Source organism: Clostridium sp. NSJ-145 (assembly GCF_021044725.1).
GTDB classification, from domain to species: domain Bacteria; phylum Bacillota; class Clostridia; order Clostridiales; family Clostridiaceae; genus Clostridium; species Clostridium disporicum_B.
This window is the reverse complement of the sequence record NZ_JAJNOS010000001.1, coordinates 216,964-235,485: the sequence shown is the minus strand read 5'-3', so window position 1 is coordinate 235,485 and position 18,522 is coordinate 216,964. Positions and strand designations below refer to the sequence as shown.

Below are 18,522 nucleotides of genomic sequence, written 5' to 3'. Positions count from 1 at the left end.
TATATAGGAATAAATATACCCTTAACTATAGTAGTACACTAACCGTGTACTACTTTTTTTTTCTAGAGAATTTCTAAATTAGAGGAAATTTCTACTTATATACGCTCGTAGTAGATATTTCACTTGCTAAAATAATGATTTAGAGCGTTATTTAAAGGAGGGATAAAATTGGCAAAGATAATGATACAAGGTACTGGATCATCGGTTGGTAAAAGTATATTAGTTGCGGCTTTATGTAGGATATTCACCCAAGATGGGTATAAAGTATGTCCTTATAAATCTCAAAATATGTCTTTAAATTCCTATATTACTTTAGATGGTAAAGAGATGGGAAGAGCTCAAGTATTACAGGCCTATGCATCAGGAATAGAACCCGAAGCTTATATGAATCCAATTCTTTTAAAACCAACTAGTGATAGAAAATGTCAAGTAATAGTAAATGGTAAAGTATTTCTAAATACTGATGCAAAAGGCTATCATAATTTAAAAGATGAATTTAAAGTTATGCTTAAGAATGACTTTGAAAAAATTGAAGAAAACTTTGATATTGTTGTTATGGAAGGTGCTGGTAGCCCTGCTGAAATTAACTTAAGAGAAAATGATATAGTTAATATGGGAATGGCAGAACTAGTTGATGCACCAGTAATAATTGTTGGAGATATCGATAAAGGTGGAGTGTTTGCATCTTTAGCTGGAACTTTACTTTTACTTAGTGACTCAGAAAAAGAAAGAGTTAAAGGTGTAATAATAAATAAATTTAGAGGAGATATTGATCTTCTAACACCTGGAATTGATATGCTAACTGATATTATTCATAAGCCAACACTAGGAGTTGTACCACATTTTACTTTGAACTTAGAAGATGAAGATGGATTTATGGCTTCATCTATTGAAAGGGAAGGTAGAGGAGATATAGATATAGCTGTTATTCATTTACCTCATATATCGAATTTTACGGATATTGATGCTTTAAAGGTTGAAGAGGATGTAAGTGTTAGATTTATTTCTAAGGCTAATGACTTTGGAAATCCTGATTTAGTAATCTTACCAGGTAGTAAAAATACAATAGATGATTTAATTTATTTAAGAAATTCTGGATTAGAAGAAAAATTGTTAGAATACAGTAAATCAGGCAGAATACTAGGTATTTGTGGTGGATATCAGATGTTAGGAGAAGAGATATTAGATCCACATAAAGTTGAAAGTGAAAATTTAAGTGTAAAAGGAATTGGTATAATTCCGTGTATTACAAAGTTAACTACAGAAAAAACGATGACTAGATCAGAAGGTATAACTTCTTTAGGTGACAAAGTATATGGATATGAAATTCATATGGGTGAAACAATAGCCAAAGGTGAATATAATTATTTCGTAAACTTAACTAGTTCTAATGGAGAAGAAACTAGCATTAATGATGGATATATAAGTGAAGATAGAAAGATAATGGCAACATATCTTCATGGAGTATTAGATAGTAGCTCTTTTAGGGAAACTATTTTAAACGCTATTAGAAGAGAAAAAGGATTAATTGAAAAGAAGTCATCAAAATATGAAGCAATACGAGATAAAGAAATAGATAAACTAGCTTCTATTGTTAGGGAAAGTATAGATATAGATAGTATCTATGATATTATGGGGATAAAAAGATGATAGACTTTTTACTATTAAACTTAATATCTATTGGGATTGCAATTGTAGTTGATTTTATAATTGGAGATCCATATGGATTTCCACATCCAGTAATATATATGGGAAAATTCATCTCAACTTTAGAAAAGTATTTTAGAAAAAAAGCTAAGGATGATAAAGAACTAAAAAAATATGGTGTATTTATTTTTCTTATAGTTAGTTTTACTACTTATCTAATTACATTTTTAATAGTAAATTTATTTAGTTTCAATAAAATGCTTTATATATTATTAAATAGCTTTTTACTTTATACAACAGTAGCAGCTAAGTGTTTAAAGATAGAAAGTGAGAAGGTTTATAAAGCATTAGATGACGTAGATATAAAAAAAGCTAGGCTTATGCTTTCATATATCGTTGGAAGAGATACGACTTATTTAGAAGAAAATGAAATAGTAAGAGCTGCGGTAGAGACTGTAGCTGAAAATACATCAGATGGTGTTATAGCTCCACTTTTCTATGGAATTATAGGAGGAGCACCTTTAGCAATGATGTATAAAGCTATAAATACTATGGATTCTATGCTTGGATATTTAACAGAAAAGTATAAATATATTGGGTATTTCCCAGCAAAGCTAGATGATATAGCTAACTTTATTCCAGCAAGGATTACAGGGATGGCTATGTGTATTTCATCACCAATAGTTGGAGGAAATATTATAAGGGCATTTAGAATTATGATAAGAGATAGAAAAAATCATAAAAGCCCAAATTGTGCTTATCCTGAAGGAGCGGCAGCTGGAGCTATGGATATAAGATTAGGTGGAACTAATATCTATTTTGGAGAAGTAATAGAAAAGCCTACAATAGGCGATAATATAAAACCGATAAATAGAAAACATATAAAAGAATGTAATAAGCTTATGATAGTAAGTGAAATATTATTTTTTATCTTTAGCATTTGTATAGTAGGAGTAATTAACTTATGAACAAAACATTGACTAGTCATGGTGGAGATATATATACAGAAGGGTTATTAAAAGGTAAGGAGCTTATAGATTATAGCTCTAATATAAATCTTTTAGGTGTACCTAGTAGTTTTTATGAAGGTATAAAAGAAGCAACAAACTTAATAAATTATTATCCAGATATACAATATAGATCTACTAAGGAAGCTATTATTAAATATCATAAAATTTCTATAGATAATGATAATATAATTTTAGGAAATGGTGCTGCAGAGGTATTAGACTTAGCAATATCAACATTAAAAAGTATATGTATTATTGCACCATCATTTTCTGAATATGAAATTAGTGCTAAAAAATATGGATTAGAGATTAAATATAGCTATTTAAATGGTGATATGACTTATAATTATGAAGATATTTTAGATAAATTAAAGGTATGTGATGGAATAATAATAGCTAATCCTAATAATCCAAATGGAAGTAACATAGATAAAGAAAAATTTAAGTTCATTTTAAATTATTGCGAAAAGAATGGTAAAAGAATAATTATTGATGAGGCTTTTGTTGAGTTTTCAGGAGATAAAGCTAAAAGTTTTATAGACGAAGTAAATAATTACAAATCTTTAATTATTGTTAGAGCAATTACAAAATATTTTGCCTTACCAGGAATAAGGTTAGGCTGGGCAATAAGCTCTGATAAAAAAATACTTAGTAAACTTAGAGGAAAACAATTGCCTTGGAATATAAATACATTTGCTGCTTTATCCTTGAGGTATTTATTAGAAGATAGCGAGTATATAGAGAAATCTTTAAAAGTAAATATTAATGAAAAAGAATTTTTAATTCAAGAATTAAGAAAACTTAATGTAATTAATAGAGTATTTGATAGTAATAGTAATTTTGTTTTATGTAAATTAGAAAATTCAACAGATAATGAACTTTTTGAATTTGCTTTAAGCAAAGGAATACTTATTAGAAAATGTGGTAATTACAGAGGGTTAGATAGTTCTTTTATAAGATTAGCAGTAAAAAGTAGAGAAAATAATGAGATTTTATTAGATATGTTAAAATGTTTTGAGAATATTAGGAGAGACTAGATGAATTTATTAGATGATGCATTAAGTAAAATTAAACCTTTAGATCAAGAAATAATGGATAAGACATGGGAGTATTTAGATAATTTAAGTAAGCCACTTAGAAGTCTTGGAGTACTTGAAGAAATAGCTGTTAAAATATCGGGAATGACTGGTGAAGTTTTTAATAAGGTTAATAAGAAAAATATACTAATCTTTTGTGCTGATAATGGAGTTTGTGATGAAGGGGTAAGTGGATGTTCTCAAGAAGTTACAAATATAGTAACTAATAATTTACCTAATTATACAACTGGAGTTGGAATATTAGCAAAGTTTTATGGAAGTGAAATAAAAGTAATTGATGTTGGTGTAAAAGGTCAAATATCAAATTTAAATGTAGTTAATAAGAAGGTTAGAGAAGGTTCTAGAAATATGGCATTAGGAAATGCTCTTACAAGAGAAGAGGTAATTAAAGCTATAAATATAGGAATAGAATCTGTAGATATTCTTGTTAGTGAAGGATATAACCTACTAGGTACTGGAGAGATGGGAATAGGAAATACATCAACTAGTACAGCAGTTATAGCAGCTTTATTAGATTTAGATGTAGAGGATTTAGTAGGACTTGGAGCAGGTCTTACTGAAGGTGGATTAGAAAATAAAAAAAAGGTCTTAAGAAAGGCCTTAGAGTTAAATAATCCAAATAAAGATGATGTTATTGACGTATTAAGTAAAGTTGGAGGTCTTGATATTGCAAGCCTTTGCGGAAGTTTTATAGGTGCAGCAAAAAATAGAGTTCCAATAGTTATAGATGGATTAATAAGTTCAGCAGCAGCATTATGTGCATATAAGATTAATGAAACTGTTAAAGACTTTATGTTTTCATCACATAAATCTACAGAAAAAGCTATGAATGAAGTTTATAAAGAAATGAATTTAGAGCCTATGTTTGACTTAAAGATGAGATTAGGGGAAGGTAGTGGATGTCCAATTGCCTTTTCTATAATAGAGTCAGCATTAACAATTATAAAAGAAATGGATACTTTTGATAAAGCTGGCTTAGATAATGACGAAAGTAAAAATTATAAAAAGTTATATGAGGAGAGAAAAAAATATGAAAAAGACGTTTAAAAGTATTATAATGATGTTAGCTATACTAATGCTAGCTTTAGGTTTGGTAAGCTGTGGAGAAAAGAATACTATAGAAGATAATACAAGTAATGCACAAGAATCAGTTACAACATACCCGTTAACTATAACTGATACAAATGGTAATGAAGTAATTATTGAAAAAGAACCAGAAACAGTTATATCTTTAGGACCAAACGTTACTGAAATGGTTTATTCTTTAGATAAAGGTGATAAATTAGTTGGAAGAACTAAGTATTGTGATTATCCAGAGCAAGCTTTAGAAGTGCAAGAAGTAGGGACACTAACTAAGCCAAATTTAGAACTTATAGCAGAAATAAAACCAGATTTAGTTGTGGCATCTACTCACTTTACAGATGAAGCTAAAGCTAAACTTGATGAATTAGGAATTCCAACAATAGTTTTATATTCAGAAGATAGCTTTGAAGGTGTTTATAATTCAATAGAAACATTAGGGAAGATATTAAATGCCTCTCCAAAAGCAGAGGAAGTTGTCGCTGGAATGAAAGAAAAGGTAGCAGAAGTTACTAAAAAGGTAGAAGGATTAGAAGCACCAAGCATGTATTATGTAGTTGGATTTGGAGAGAAAGATTCAACAGCAGGTGGTAATACTTTTATCGGTGAAATGATTAGAATGGCTAATGGCGAAAATATTGCTGATGATTCAGAAGGATGGGGATATAGTAAAGAAAAACTTGCTGAAAAAAATCCATCAATAATAGTTTTAGCTGGTGATAATGATACAAAAGCAACTTTTGAATCAACTGATTTTTATAAAGATTTAGAGGCTGTTAAAAATGGAAAGGTTTATGAAATAGATCAAAATCTTTTAAATAGACAAGGACCAAGACTTGCTGATGGTTTAGAAGCTTTAGCTAAGATTCTTCATCCTGAAGCATTTAATTAATAAATAAAGAGGAAAAGTTTTATGAAGGATATTATTAGAAAAAATAAAGGGAAATGTTTTGTGATATTAATTATAGCTTTTGTATTTTTAACAATGATAGCAGTATCTGTAGGTTCTGCATCAATAAGTGTTAAAGATGTATTTTCTACTATTTTTACAAGGATACCCTTCATAGGTAACAAATTAGAGGGTGGGTCATTTAATACCCACGCTCTAATTATATTTAAGTTAAGAATGCCTAGAATAGTTATGGCTACTATAGTTGGGATGGGATTAGCTGTAGTTGGAGGAAGTTATCAGGCGGTCTTTAAAAATCCAATGGCAGATCCATTTATTTTAGGAATATCATCAGGAGCAGCTCTTGGAGCTACTATTTCAATACTGTTCGATTTAAAAAGTAGTTTTTTTAGTTTTAGCTTAACTACTTTATTTGCATTTATAGGTGCTATGGTCACTACATTTTTAGTTTATACTTTAGGGAGAGTTGGGAGAAGAGTTTCAACTACTAACATACTGCTTTCAGGGGTAGCAATAAGTTTCCTTATGAATGCAATGCAATCTACACTTATGATTATGAATGAGGATAAACTAGAAAGTGTAGTCTTTTGGACTATGGGAGGATTAAGCACATCAAGTTGGAAAACAATATCTATTGTGGCTCCCTGCATTATATTAGGTGTAATATATCTTACAATGCACTCAAGAGATTTAGATATTATTCTAACTGGAGATGATACAGCTAAAAGTTTAGGTGTTGATACTAATAAGCTAGTTAGAAGAGTAATAATAGTATCATCATTTATTATTGCTGCAAGCACAGCATTTAATGGGATTATTGGATTTGTAGGATTAATTATTCCGCATATTATACGAATGATTATAGGACCGGAACACAAGTATTTTTTTCCTTTTGCAGCAGTAGGAGGAGCAATGTTTTTAGTTTTAGCTGACACAGTTGCTAGAACAGTAGCTTCACCAGCAGAATTACCAATAGGAGCAGTTACAGCTATGATTGGTGCACCATACTTTATATTCTTATTGAATAAACATAAGAAAGGATAGAATAGAATGAAATCGTTAGTACATATTGATAATATAAAATTTTCTTATGATGAAAAAGAAGTATTAAAAGGAATAACCTTAAAGTTTAATAAAGGTAAGTTCTATTCTATAATTGGTCCTAATGGATGTGGTAAGACTACATTAATTAAAAATATAAGTAGTTTGTTAGCTCCTAATAAAAGCACTATATTCATAGATAATAAAGATTTAATTTCTATGACTCCGAAGGAAATAGCGAAGATATTAGCATCAGTTCCTCAAAATATCCATATTAACTATGAATTTAAAGTATACGATGTAGTAATGATGGGAAGAGTGCCTCATAAAGGTAGATTTGAAGGATATAATAAAAAGGATAGAGAAATAGTAAAAAAGGCTATGGACAAAGCTGATATATGGAAATTCAAAGATAAATTAGTTACTGAGTTAAGTGGTGGAGAATTACAAAGAGTAGTTGCAGCAAGGGCTTTAGCACAAGATACAGATATTATTTTGTTAGATGAGCCTACATCTCATTTAGACTTACAGTATCAAATCGAGTTTTTAAAAATATTTAAAGATATATGCAATGATAAAGTTATTATCGCAGTACTTCATGACTTAAATTTAGTATCGTTGTTTAGTGATGAAATAATTATGCTAAAGGATGGAGAAGTCATTGATATTGGTGAAGCTGATAAGGTTATGACAAGAGAAAACATAAAAAAGGTATATAATATAGATGTAGAAATTTATAATGATAACAATAGGAGATATATACTTCCAATAATATAGTATTTCTGTTATTTAGATTATTATAATTTGAGATGACAAAAATATGGCTAAGGTTATATAATATGACTTTAGCTATATTTTTTATTAAAATATATGATTTACTTATAGAAGTTAAAGAGGGAAAGTATGAAGATAATTGAAAGATACCCTGGAAGTGTTGGGGAAGTAATTCAAGGGAAGTGTAATGAAATAGATATTTTGTTATCATGTCCTATAAATTTATATACGAAGATAGTATTATCAGATGAAGTTGAAAGAGAAAATGAAAGCTTTTATTTAAAGTCTTATAAATTTATAGATAATATTTTAGAAGAATGGGGATATAAAGGTAAGAAAGTAGGAGTAGCTATAAATTCAACAATTCCTAAAGGAAAAGGTTTTGCTAGTAGTACAGCAGATTTATGTGCAATTTATAATGGATTACTAAAGTTAACAGATAGAAGTTTTAATGAAGAAGAACTTATAAGACACTGTTTAAAAATAGAACCTACAGATAGCATTATATTTGATAAAGCTACAATTTTTGATTATAAAGAAGGTGCAGTTAAAGAAAAGGTTGGTAGCTATTTTAAATTTTATGTATTATGCTTTATTGGAAAAAATATTGTGGATACTGTAGAGTATAATGGTAAGAAATTAGAGCCATTAAAAGATATAAATGATTTACTTATTGACCTAAGAGAAGCATTTGAAAATAGAGATACTAAAAAATTAGCTAAGGTATCTACTGAAAGTATAATTAGAAACCAACATAGGTTAAAGTATGATATTTTAGAAGAGATACTAGAAATAAAGAAGTTAACTGGTGGACTAGGTATAATTGGAGCTCATAGTGGAGATATGTTAGGAATAATTTTTGATAGCATAGATGATGAAAAAATGAAAGAGATTGAAAAGAGTGAGATTATAGGGTATGAAAAAATCATTGTTGAAACATTAGATGCTATTAACTAAAATAGATAATGAATGATAAAATTAAATTATATGACTGTAATTTAAGAAAATAGGTATAATAATTTTACCTATATGAATAATATTAAATGTAATCATACTAGATAAACAGTTATCTAAATGTGATTATGAGGCGTTGCAAAAAGATGCAACGTCTTTTCTTATATAGGACTTAGGAGGAAATTTCATGGTAGATATTGCGATGTTAGGAACAGGTGGAGGAATGCCTATGGTTGAAAGGTATTTATCTGCAGCTCTTATAAACTTCAAGGGAAGAAAGATACTTATTGATTCAGGTGAGGGAACTCAAGTTTCTATGAGAATTCTTGGATGGGGATTTAAGAACATTGATGTAATATGTATAACTCATAGTCATGGCGATCATATTGTAGGATTACCAGGACTTTTAGCTACTATAGGAAACTCTGGAAGAGAGGAGCCAATCATAATTTTAGGGCCGAAAGGAATAAAGGATGTTATTCAAGGACTTAGAGTAATATGTCCATATTTACCATATGAACTTATAATAATTGAAAATCCATATAATATAAAATTATCAGTTAAAAAGGACAAAATTAGTTTTGAGGATAGATTTGAAGGAGATATTGTTATAAATAGTTTAGAACTAGAGCATTCATCACCATGCATTGGATATAATTTTTATATTAATAGAAAACCTAAATTTGATGTTGATAAAGCAGTGAGAAATAAAGTTCCTAAAAATCTGTGGAGTTTATTACAGAAGGAAGAGATAGCGAAAGAAAATAATATAGTATATACAAAAGATATGGTTTTAGGAGATATAAGAAAAGGAATTAAAATTAGTTATATTACAGATAGTAGACCAATAGAAAGTATAATAAGGTTTATTTCAGATAGTGATCTTTTTATATGCGAAGGAACATATGGAAGTGATGAAGATAGAGATAAAGCTATAAAAAATAAGCATATGACATTTGCTGAAGCAGCCACTTTAGCAAAAGAAGGAATGGTAAAGGAACTATTGTTAACTCATTTTAGTCCATCACTACTTCAACCATCAATGTATTTAAATAATGCTACTAATATATTTAACAATACTGTAATAGCTCATGATAGGATTATAAAAACAATAAAATTCTCTGAATGATTAGTAAGCTAGATAATATCGTAAATGTTTATATTTATGAAAATATGGCAAAATATTAATGTAATATGGTTATAAAAGGAGAAAAAAGCATGTCACATGTAGTAGGAAAATCAGCATACAAAAGTTTAGAGGAAAGACTAAATAGGTTTCCACAAGGAGCGCCAGCATCTGAAACGCTTTATAAAATACTTGAAATGCTTTTTGACAAAAGAGAAGCTGAACTTGTAGCACAACTCCCTATTAAAGCCTTTACTGCAGAAAAAGCAGCAAATATATGGGGGATGAAGGTAGTAGAAGCTACAAAAATATTAGATAAACTAGCGAGTAGAGCTATACTTTTAGATATAGAGCATGAGGGTAAAAGAACTTTTTTATTGCCACCTCCAATGGCTGGTTTTTTAGAGTTTAGTATGATGAGAACTAGAGGGGATATAGATCAAAAGCTTTTAGGAGAATTGTATTATCAATATATGAATGTTGAAGAGGACTTTATTAAAGAATTATTTTATAGTGCTGATACTAAACTTGGAAGAGTCTATGTTCAGGAAAGTGTTTTAAGCTCAGAAAATTCAGTAGAAGTTTTAGATTATGAAAGAGCATCACATATAATAAAAACAGCCACAGACATAGGAATAAGCACTTGTTATTGTAGGCATAAGATGCAACATGTTGGAAGGGCATGTGATGCACCAATGGATATATGTATGACATTTAATAATACTGCATCTTCATTAATTAAACATGAATTTGCAAGAAAAGTTGATGTATCAGAATGTTTAGAGCTTTTAGAAGTTGCATATGAAAATAACTTAGTTCAATGTGGTGAAAATGTTAGAAAAGGTGTAAACTTTATTTGCAATTGTTGTGGATGTTGTTGCGAAGCTATGGTAGCTGCAAAAAAGTTTGGAGTAATGCATCCAGTTGAAACGACCAATTATATTGCTAATATAGATAAAAATTCTTGTGTGAATTGTGGTAAATGTATTAAAGCATGTCCTGTAGGTGCAATAAAGAGGGTAACGATAAATGAAGGTACTCCTATGGAAAAAGTTGTAGCAAAAGTAGATGAAGATTTGTGCTTAGGATGTGGAGTATGTGTTAGAAATTGTTTTAAAAATAGTATATGTCTAAAATCAAGAGGAAAGAGAATAATAACTCCAGCAACTTCAGTTCATAGAGTTGTACTTATGGCAATTGAAAAAGGACAATTGGCAAATTTAATTTTTGATAATAGAGCTTTAGTAAGCCATAGGGCCATGGCGGCTATATTATCATCTATACTTAAGCTTTCACCTGTAAAAAAAGCAATGGCAAGCGAACAAATGAAATCAATATATTTAGATAAATTATTAAGTATTTAATATAGTAATTATATCAATGAGAGATGTTTTACGGTATTAGTTAGTAAAATTCTTGAAAGATAAAACAGTTAAAAAATTTATAAATTTTTATAAGAAGCCAGGGAAAAACCTGGCTTTATTTGTATATAGATTAATATAGCGAAGTAGCATATATTCGACAAAAAACATATATTATTTACGGAAATGTAATAATAGGAAGAATTTATCTATGAGTATACTAAGTAAATTATTGTATTGTAGTATAATTACTACAGGTGGAATTGTTGAGAATAAGTTTAATAGAGAAACAAAAAATGCTGAGAATGTAAACAAGGAAATATTATTAAAAATATTGAAGAGAAATGCTAAAAGTGAAATAGGTATAAAATATGATTTTCAAAATGTAAAATCAATAGAAGATTATATAAGACAAGTTCCTTTAAGTAATTATCTTGATTATGAAAACTATATAGATAGAATGGCAAATGGAGAGAAAAATATCTTGGTTTCTGAGGAGGTAGAGTATTTTGGACATACATCAGGAACTACAGGAAAACAAAAACTAATTCCAGTTACTAAAAGTGGAAGAATGGCAGCATCAAAATATATGGCGATTCTTTCACAAAGGTTTGTATATAATAACTTTAGGGAAAGCTTTAAATATGGGAAAGGGCTTATGTTTGCAGATACAGTTACTACAACATACACTAAGTCAGGAATACCAATATGCTCAGCAACTTCAGGTGGAATGAAGAAAATTAAGGGCTTAATACCATATATGTATACATCACCTTATGAAGTTATGGAGGTTAAAGATAAAGAGGCACAGATGTATTTACATTTGTTATTTGCATTAAAAGAAAGAAAGTTATCTTATATAACTAGCGTATTTATATCAAATGTTTTGGACTTATTAAGGTTTTTAGAAGAGAAAATAGATTTATTGGTTATGGATATTAGAAAAGGGAGAATAAATAAGAGCTTAAATATAGATGATATCACAAGAGAAAAACTAAAAAAATATATTAAACCAGATGCTGCCAGAGCTGATAAAATAGATATTGAAAGAAAAAGAGGTTTTAAAGGGATATGTAAAAGAATATGGCCTGAAATAACTTATATTGCTTGTGTAGCTGGAGCTAACTTTTCTATATATGATGAAAGAGTTAATTATTATACAGGTAATTTGCCAATATATTCTACAGCTTATGCAGCAACGGAAGCTACAATGGGAATTAATCCGTATATTGATAAGATAAGGTACGTAATTATTCCTGATACAGTATTTTATGAATTTATTTCTGTTAAAGATGAAAATAAAGAAATTGATAAGACGTATAGATTGAATGAGCTTAAATTAGGAGAAAAATATGAGATTGTTATAACTAATCAAGCAGGTTTGTATAGGTACAAGCTTGGAGATGTAATTAAGGTTGTTGGAAATTATAATAATTGTCCAGAGATAGAGTTTTTATATAGAAAAAATCAAGTTCTAAATATGGTTTCAGAGAAGACCACAGAAGAACATTTAACTATATCTATACAAAATACTGTAAAAAAGTTGAATTTATCTTTGGTAGATTATACTACGATTGAAGATACAACTATAAGTCCAGGTAGATATATATTTTATTTTGAGTTTAAAGATGATATATCAAGAAGAAATATGATAGAGTTTGAAAATGTTTTAGATAAAGAGTTACAAAGAGCTAACTTAGCTTATGGTAGATTTAGAAACAATAATAGATTAGCTAAAGTAAAAGTAAAGGTAGTAAATGGTGGAACATTTAATATAATTAAAGAATCTTTGATAAAGAAAGGTATATCAAAAAATCAAATTAAAATGCCACGAGTAATAAATGATAAGAAAGAAATATTGAAAATTTTGATGTCTAAAACTATTTAAAGGGTACGTAAGTGCCCTTTTTGTATAAAAATATTAATATTCTCCTATGAAATAGAATATATAAGGTAATTAACAATATATTTAATAATGAAATAAGTATAGTAATTTTAAAAAATAATTAGGAGGTAGATTTATTGGGGAATATTAGTGATTATATCAAGATTGCAGGAATAATTATTGGGGTAATATTATGTTTATGGTTCTTACTTTGGATTTTTGGATTAAGAATTATAGACAATGATAAAGTGGGAATTGTAGAAAAATGGTGGAGTAGAAAAGGATCATTAAAGGAGCAAATAATAGCTTTAAATGGAGAAGCTGGGTATCAACCAGAATTATTAAGAGGAGGTATTCATTTTAGAACTCCTTTAATTTACAAGATTCATGTTGTACCTTTAGTTACTATTCCACAAGGAAAAGTAGCTTATGTATTTGCTAGAGATGGTAAAGCACTTGAACCTACACAGACTTTAGGAATGGTTGTAGAAGAGAGCAATAACTTTCAAGATGTAAGAGGATTTTTGATGAATGGTGGTCAAAAAGGACCTCAAAGAGGAATTATAAGAGAAGGTACTTACGCATTTAATTTAGCACAGTTTGTTATTATAACTGAAACTGTTACTTATTGTCTAAAAACAGGAACTAAAGCAGAACAAGAAACATTAAAGGCGATGGCTAAGTTAATTCATGAAAGAAAAGGGTTTGAGCCAGTTATTATTCAAGGTAATGCTGATTTAGTTGGAATAGTTACTGTTCATGATGGTCCTTCACTAGGAGGAGAAAATATAATATGTCCTACTGTTGGAGATGATGCAGCTGATCCTAATTATCATAATAACTTTCAAGATATAGATGCATTTTTAAGAGCCGGAGGTTTTAGAGGGAGACAATATCAAGTTTTAGCTGACGGTACTTACTTTATAAATAGGTTATTTGCTACTATTGAATTTATTCCTAAGGTAGTAATTCCAGTAGGGTTTGTAGGTGTAGTAGTATCTTACACAGGATCAAAGGGAGAAGATTTTTCAGGAGTAGATTATAAACATGGTGAGTTGGTGAAAAAAGGATATAGAGGCGTTTGGAATGAACCTCTAATGCCAGGAAAATATGCCTTTAATACTTACGCAGGTAATATAATTAAAGTCCCTACTACAAATGTAATTTTAAAATGGATATCTAATCAAATAGGAAATCACAAATATGATGAAAATCTTAAAGAAGTTAGTTTAATCACTAAGGATGCATTTGAACCTAACTTACCTTTATCAGTTGTATTTCATATAGATTATAGAAAAGCACCGTTAGTTATCCAAAGATTTGGAGATATAAAGATGCTGGTAGATCAGACTTTAGATCCAATGATTTCAGCATATTTTAAGAACATTGGTCAAACAAAAACATTAATTGAATTAATTCAAGAACGTAATGAGATTCAAGCTCAAAGTTCAAAAGAGATGCAAGAAAAGTTCGGACATTATAACTTAGAGTTAGAAGAAGTATTAATAGGAACACCAGCAAGTCCAAAGGTAGGAAATGAGATAGAAACTATATTAACACAATTAAGAAGTAGACAGATAGCAAGAGAGCAACTTCAGACTTATGAAACTCAACAAAAAGCAGCTGAGAAAGAAAAGGAATTAAGAGAAGCAGAGGCAGTTGCAAAGCAACAAACTACATTAACAGAGTCTGATATAAATATTATGATTCAAGAAAATCAAGGGAAAGCAGAACTTATGAAAGCAAGACAAGATGCGGAAAAGATACAAAAGTTATCTGAGGCCGATGCATATAAAGTTAAAAAGGAAGCAGAGGCAGAAGCGTTTAAGATTAAGATTACAGCTGAAGCAGAAGCTGATAAGGAGGCTAGAGTAGGTATATCAAAGGCTATAGCTGCTAAGGAACAGGTTAGTGCTTATGGAGGTCCACAATATAAAGTTGTTAGTGATGTAATGGCTTCATTTGCAAATGCTATTAAAGAAGGAAAAATAGATATAGTTCCTAAGACATTAGTAAGTACAGGAAGTAATACAGAAAATGGAGGAGCAAATGCTTTTGAATCTTTAATAATGCTTTTGTTAAGTGAGAAGTTTACTGAAGGAGAGTTTATTAAAGAGATTGATGAAGTAGAACAAATAAAAAAGATTAAAGATGAAATTATGAATCAAATATCGAATATGGAGAGTTCATCAAAAGATGAAAATATAAGAGATTAATTAAGTAGCATATTGTTTAATAATTGAATGATTTATCGACAATAGATGTCAAATATGATTATATTTAAAGAAGTAAATATACAAGTTGATAATTAAGTTTATAGGATATAAAAAATAATAGATTATATAAAATAAATTGAGTAAGTAATGAATATATTCCGTTTTCTTGGGGATAAATAATATTGAAAAAAGTACTTTACTCACTTTTAGTACTTTTAAGTTCCAAGGAGGAAAGAAAAATGACAGATAAAACATTAGTATGTAGAGATTGTGGTCAAGAATTTGTATTTACAGTAGGAGAACAAGAATTCTATAAAGAAAAAGGATTCACTAATGAACCTACAAGATGTGCTGCTTGCAGAAGAGCTAAAAAAGAACAAAACAATAGAAGATAATTAGTCTTTTGTTCTAACATCGTATTGAAAGATATAGTTTATTTTTCAATACGATTTTTTTTTGCTTTATATTATGTTTGCTAAAAATCACATTATGACAAAAAAACTCATATGTATATCTTATACGAGATGAGGAGAAAGTGATATGAACAAAAGAGTATTTTTAGCTAAAGAAGATCAATATTATAATAAATTAGGGATTGGTAAGAAAGTAGATATATGGGAAGATGGCCTTAGAACGTCAGGAGATAGGGGTTCATATGAATGGTGGTATTTTGATGCTGAATATAATAATGGGTGTAGATTTGTAGTAATATTTTATACAAAAGATAGATTTGATGTTAAAGGACCAGGGAAGCCAACAGCTACTTTAGATGTCACCTTACCAAATGGTCAAACAATTTGTAGAACAATAACAGAAGAAAATAAAAATATAATAGATGCATCAAGAGAACGATGTGATGTAAAAATAGGAGATAGCTTTATAAAATATCAAGATGGAAATTATTACATTCATTTTGAAGACACATTAGTACAGTATGATTGTGTTATGAAAAGTACTCTTCCTATGTATAGACCTAAAACAGGTTATACATTTTTTGGAGAAAACGAAAATCTTTATTTTGGATGGTTAGTACCGCAACCAAGTGCAGAAGCTTCAGGACAAGTAAAAGTTAATGGATTAAGCATGAAGCTAGAGGGTAATGGATATCACGATCATAATTGGGGAAATGTTGAAATGGATAGAATAATAAATCATTGGTATTGGTGTAGAGCTAAGATAGGTCCTTATACAATTGTTGCTAATGATATTATTTCAGAGAAAAAATATGATTATTTAAGATCTGCTACTTTATTTATTGCAAAAAATGAAGAGGTTCTAGTGGAAGATGAGAATAAAATTAAGATTGAAAGGAATAATACAAAAGAGCATAATTTAACAGAAAAATTTATAGATAATAATATAACTTTTATTTATGTAGATGAGAATGAAACAAAGTATACGATAGAATTCATAAGAGAGAAGGATATTTTTGCATCATCTCTTTTAAATGTTATGGGATTATCTTATAGTGAAATTTTATTTTCAGTATCAAGAGGAATAAATCCAACTTATCTTAGATGTATTGGAAAAGCTAGATTAACAATAGAATCATCTAAAGGAAAAGAGGTTTTAGAAAGTGATGCTTTGTGGGAGCAAATGTTTTTTGGAAATAATAAAATAGCATATATAGCTAAAGAGTAAGAAAAAATAGTTATATAAGAAAATATAAGAGGAATACTTTTTTAGCTAGATAATAAAATTGTAATAAATATTTGACACAAATGTAAGAAAATGTTAAACTTTATTTAAGTTAATGTGAATTTAATATGTTTTAAACAACTTGTTGTAGAGGCCGCGATTGTCATCAGTACTATAACAGAAAGTTCAGATCTGAGATTTGATAACTTCAATGTATAGGAAAGGGGCCATCGCCGAAATAAATAGATAAGAGTCTATTTATTGGGTCTATGTTTAAGAAGCATAGAACTGTCTTATGAGAATTGCCCAATTTTCATAAAGAAGAGCTACATCTTGTTGGGGCAGAAGGTTTTGTTTTATATTGTTTTAAAACAGTCATGAGTACCTTTTGCTCATGACTGTTTTTTATTTACTAACTTATATAAGTTGAATTTTAGTAAATAGGAGGATATAACATGAATTTATTTGGAACTATGAAAAAAAATCAAAATGGTAATTTAGAAATAGGTAATTGTGATGTTGTTTATCTAGCAAAAGAATATGGAACTCCGTTATATGTAGTTGATGAAGAGTTAGTAAGAAGAAACTGTAGAGTTTTTAATGATAATTTTAAAGGAAAAGGAATTGAAACAGAAGTAATATATGCCTCAAAGGCATTTTTAAACTTAGCGATTTGCAAGGTAATAGAAGAAGAAGGGTTATCTCTTGATGTAGTTTCAGGAGGGGAACTTTACACGGCTATTAGAAGTAAATTTCCATTAAGTAGGGTTTACATGCATGGAAATAATAAAACAGAAGAAGAGTTAAGATTGGCTATAGAATCAGGTATAGGAAGAATAGTAGTTGATAATAGAGATGAATTAGATTTAATTGAATATTTATGTAATGAATTAGATAAAAAAATTGAAGTTCTTTTAAGAGTAAATCCAGGAGTAGATGCTCACACCCATGAATATATACAAACATCTAAAAATGATTCAAAATTTGGAGAATCTATATTTAGTGAAGATATATATGAAGTAGTAAGAAAATTTATGAATAGTGAAAGGGTTACTTTAAGAGGATTTCATTGTCATATAGGATCACAAATATTTCAGGAAACATCTTTTTATATGAGTGTTTCAGTTATGGTTGATTTTATTAGCAAAATAAAAGAAAAATGTGATTTTGTTACTAGAGAATTAAATATGGGTGGAGGCTTTGGAGTTTACTATTCTGATGGAGATATACCTATAGAATTAAGTAATTTCTTAAATAACATGGTGATATCAATTAAAGAAGAATGTGAAAAGCATAATTTATTAATACCTAAAATAATGATAGAACCAGGAAGATCAATTATTGCAAATGCAGGTACAACGTTATATAAGGTTGGTGGAACAAAAAAGACTTACGGTGATAAAAATTATATTTTTGTTGATGGAGGAATGACAGATAATATCAGAACTGCATTGTATGATGCAAAGTATGAAGCTGTAGTAGCTAATAAGTTCGATAATAAGGAAAAAATTGAATATACGATAGCTGGAAAATGCTGTGAATCAGGAGATATTATAGTTAAGGATATAATGCTTCCTAAAGTTGAAAGAAATGATATTTTAGCTGTTTTAAGTACTGGGGCTTATAATTATTCAATGGCTAGTAATTATAATAGGATACCTAGACCAGCAGTTGTATTTGTAAGGGATGGTATAGCGAGAATAGCAGTTAAAAGAGAGAGTTATGAAGATATTTTAAAAAATGATGTAATGTTTTAATAAGAATTTATGTTTTTTATTTAAAG

Annotated in this window: 15 protein-coding genes and 1 riboswitch; all 15 genes read left to right on the top strand. The window is 29.0% G+C overall.

What is annotated here, in order from left to right; translation table 11 throughout:
• Positions 1-168 precede the first annotated feature (168 nt).
• The 15 genes from LQE93_RS01230 to lysA all read left to right on the top strand — a co-directional run bounded on the left by LQE93_RS01230 (position 169) and on the right by lysA (position 18,496).
• Complete coding sequence (locus LQE93_RS01230; RefSeq protein ID WP_055264881.1) at positions 169-1,650, top strand: cobyric acid synthase; 1,482 nt, start codon at positions 169-171, stop codon at positions 1,648-1,650.
• Positions 1,647-2,615, top strand: coding sequence for an adenosylcobinamide-phosphate synthase CbiB (cbiB, locus tag LQE93_RS01225; protein WP_231071670.1), 969 nt, complete (start codon positions 1,647-1,649; stop codon positions 2,613-2,615). Before LQE93_RS01230 ends, cbiB begins: the two co-directional genes overlap by 4 nt.
• Positions 2,612-3,694: a pyridoxal phosphate-dependent aminotransferase gene (locus LQE93_RS01220; protein ID WP_055264885.1), complete on the top strand. Its 1,083-nt coding sequence runs from the start codon at positions 2,612-2,614 to the stop codon at positions 3,692-3,694. Before cbiB ends, LQE93_RS01220 begins: the two co-directional genes overlap by 4 nt.
• Entirely contained in the window at positions 3,695-4,801 is a 1,107-nt protein-coding gene (gene cobT, locus LQE93_RS01215; protein WP_055264887.1) for a nicotinate-nucleotide--dimethylbenzimidazole phosphoribosyltransferase, read from the top strand.
• Entirely contained in the window at positions 4,785-5,726 is a 942-nt protein-coding gene (locus LQE93_RS01210) for an ABC transporter substrate-binding protein (protein WP_055264889.1), read from the top strand. Before cobT ends, LQE93_RS01210 begins: the two co-directional genes overlap by 17 nt.
• Before the next feature lie 21 nt (positions 5,727-5,747).
• Positions 5,748-6,788, top strand: a complete 1,041-nt coding sequence (locus LQE93_RS01205) for a FecCD family ABC transporter permease (protein ID WP_055264891.1) — start codon at positions 5,748-5,750, stop codon at positions 6,786-6,788.
• A 6-nt stretch (positions 6,789-6,794) separates the two neighbouring features.
• Positions 6,795-7,562: an ABC transporter ATP-binding protein gene (locus LQE93_RS01200; RefSeq protein WP_055264893.1), complete on the top strand. Its 768-nt coding sequence runs from the start codon at positions 6,795-6,797 to the stop codon at positions 7,560-7,562.
• A gap of 126 nt (positions 7,563-7,688) precedes the next feature.
• Positions 7,689-8,516 (top strand): GHMP family kinase ATP-binding protein, encoded by an 828-nt coding sequence (locus LQE93_RS01195; protein ID WP_055264895.1) that lies wholly within the window; start codon positions 7,689-7,691, stop codon positions 8,514-8,516.
• Between the two features lie 184 nt (positions 8,517-8,700).
• Positions 8,701-9,642, top strand: a complete 942-nt coding sequence (locus LQE93_RS01190) for a ribonuclease Z (protein ID WP_055264897.1) — start codon at positions 8,701-8,703, stop codon at positions 9,640-9,642.
• 89 nt (positions 9,643-9,731) lie between these two features.
• A complete protein-coding gene (locus LQE93_RS01185) occupies positions 9,732-11,003 on the top strand; it encodes a 4Fe-4S dicluster domain-containing protein (protein ID WP_231071668.1) in 1,272 nt (423 codons plus the stop codon).
• Between the two features lie 208 nt (positions 11,004-11,211).
• Entirely contained in the window at positions 11,212-12,888 is a 1,677-nt protein-coding gene (locus LQE93_RS01180; protein ID WP_055264901.1) for a GH3 auxin-responsive promoter family protein, read from the top strand.
• A 143-nt stretch (positions 12,889-13,031) separates the two neighbouring features.
• Complete coding sequence (locus LQE93_RS01175; protein WP_055264991.1) at positions 13,032-15,101, top strand: SPFH domain-containing protein; 2,070 nt, start codon at positions 13,032-13,034, stop codon at positions 15,099-15,101.
• Positions 15,102-15,340: 239 nt separating this feature from the next.
• On the top strand, positions 15,341-15,496 hold the full coding sequence (locus LQE93_RS01170; protein WP_055264903.1) for a zinc-ribbon domain-containing protein: 156 nt from the start codon (positions 15,341-15,343) through the stop codon (positions 15,494-15,496).
• A 145-nt stretch (positions 15,497-15,641) separates the two neighbouring features.
• The gene (locus tag LQE93_RS01165; protein WP_231071666.1) at positions 15,642-16,742 is read left to right on the top strand and encodes a hypothetical protein; all 1,101 of its coding nucleotides are present in this window, start codon (positions 15,642-15,644) and stop codon (positions 16,740-16,742) included.
• A 137-nt stretch (positions 16,743-16,879) separates the two neighbouring features.
• Positions 16,880-17,076, top strand: a riboswitch (Lysine riboswitch).
• Between the two features lie 118 nt (positions 17,077-17,194).
• Complete coding sequence (gene lysA / locus LQE93_RS01160; RefSeq protein WP_231071664.1) at positions 17,195-18,496, top strand: diaminopimelate decarboxylase; 1,302 nt, start codon at positions 17,195-17,197, stop codon at positions 18,494-18,496.
• The last annotated feature ends 26 nt before the right edge of the window (positions 18,497-18,522 follow it).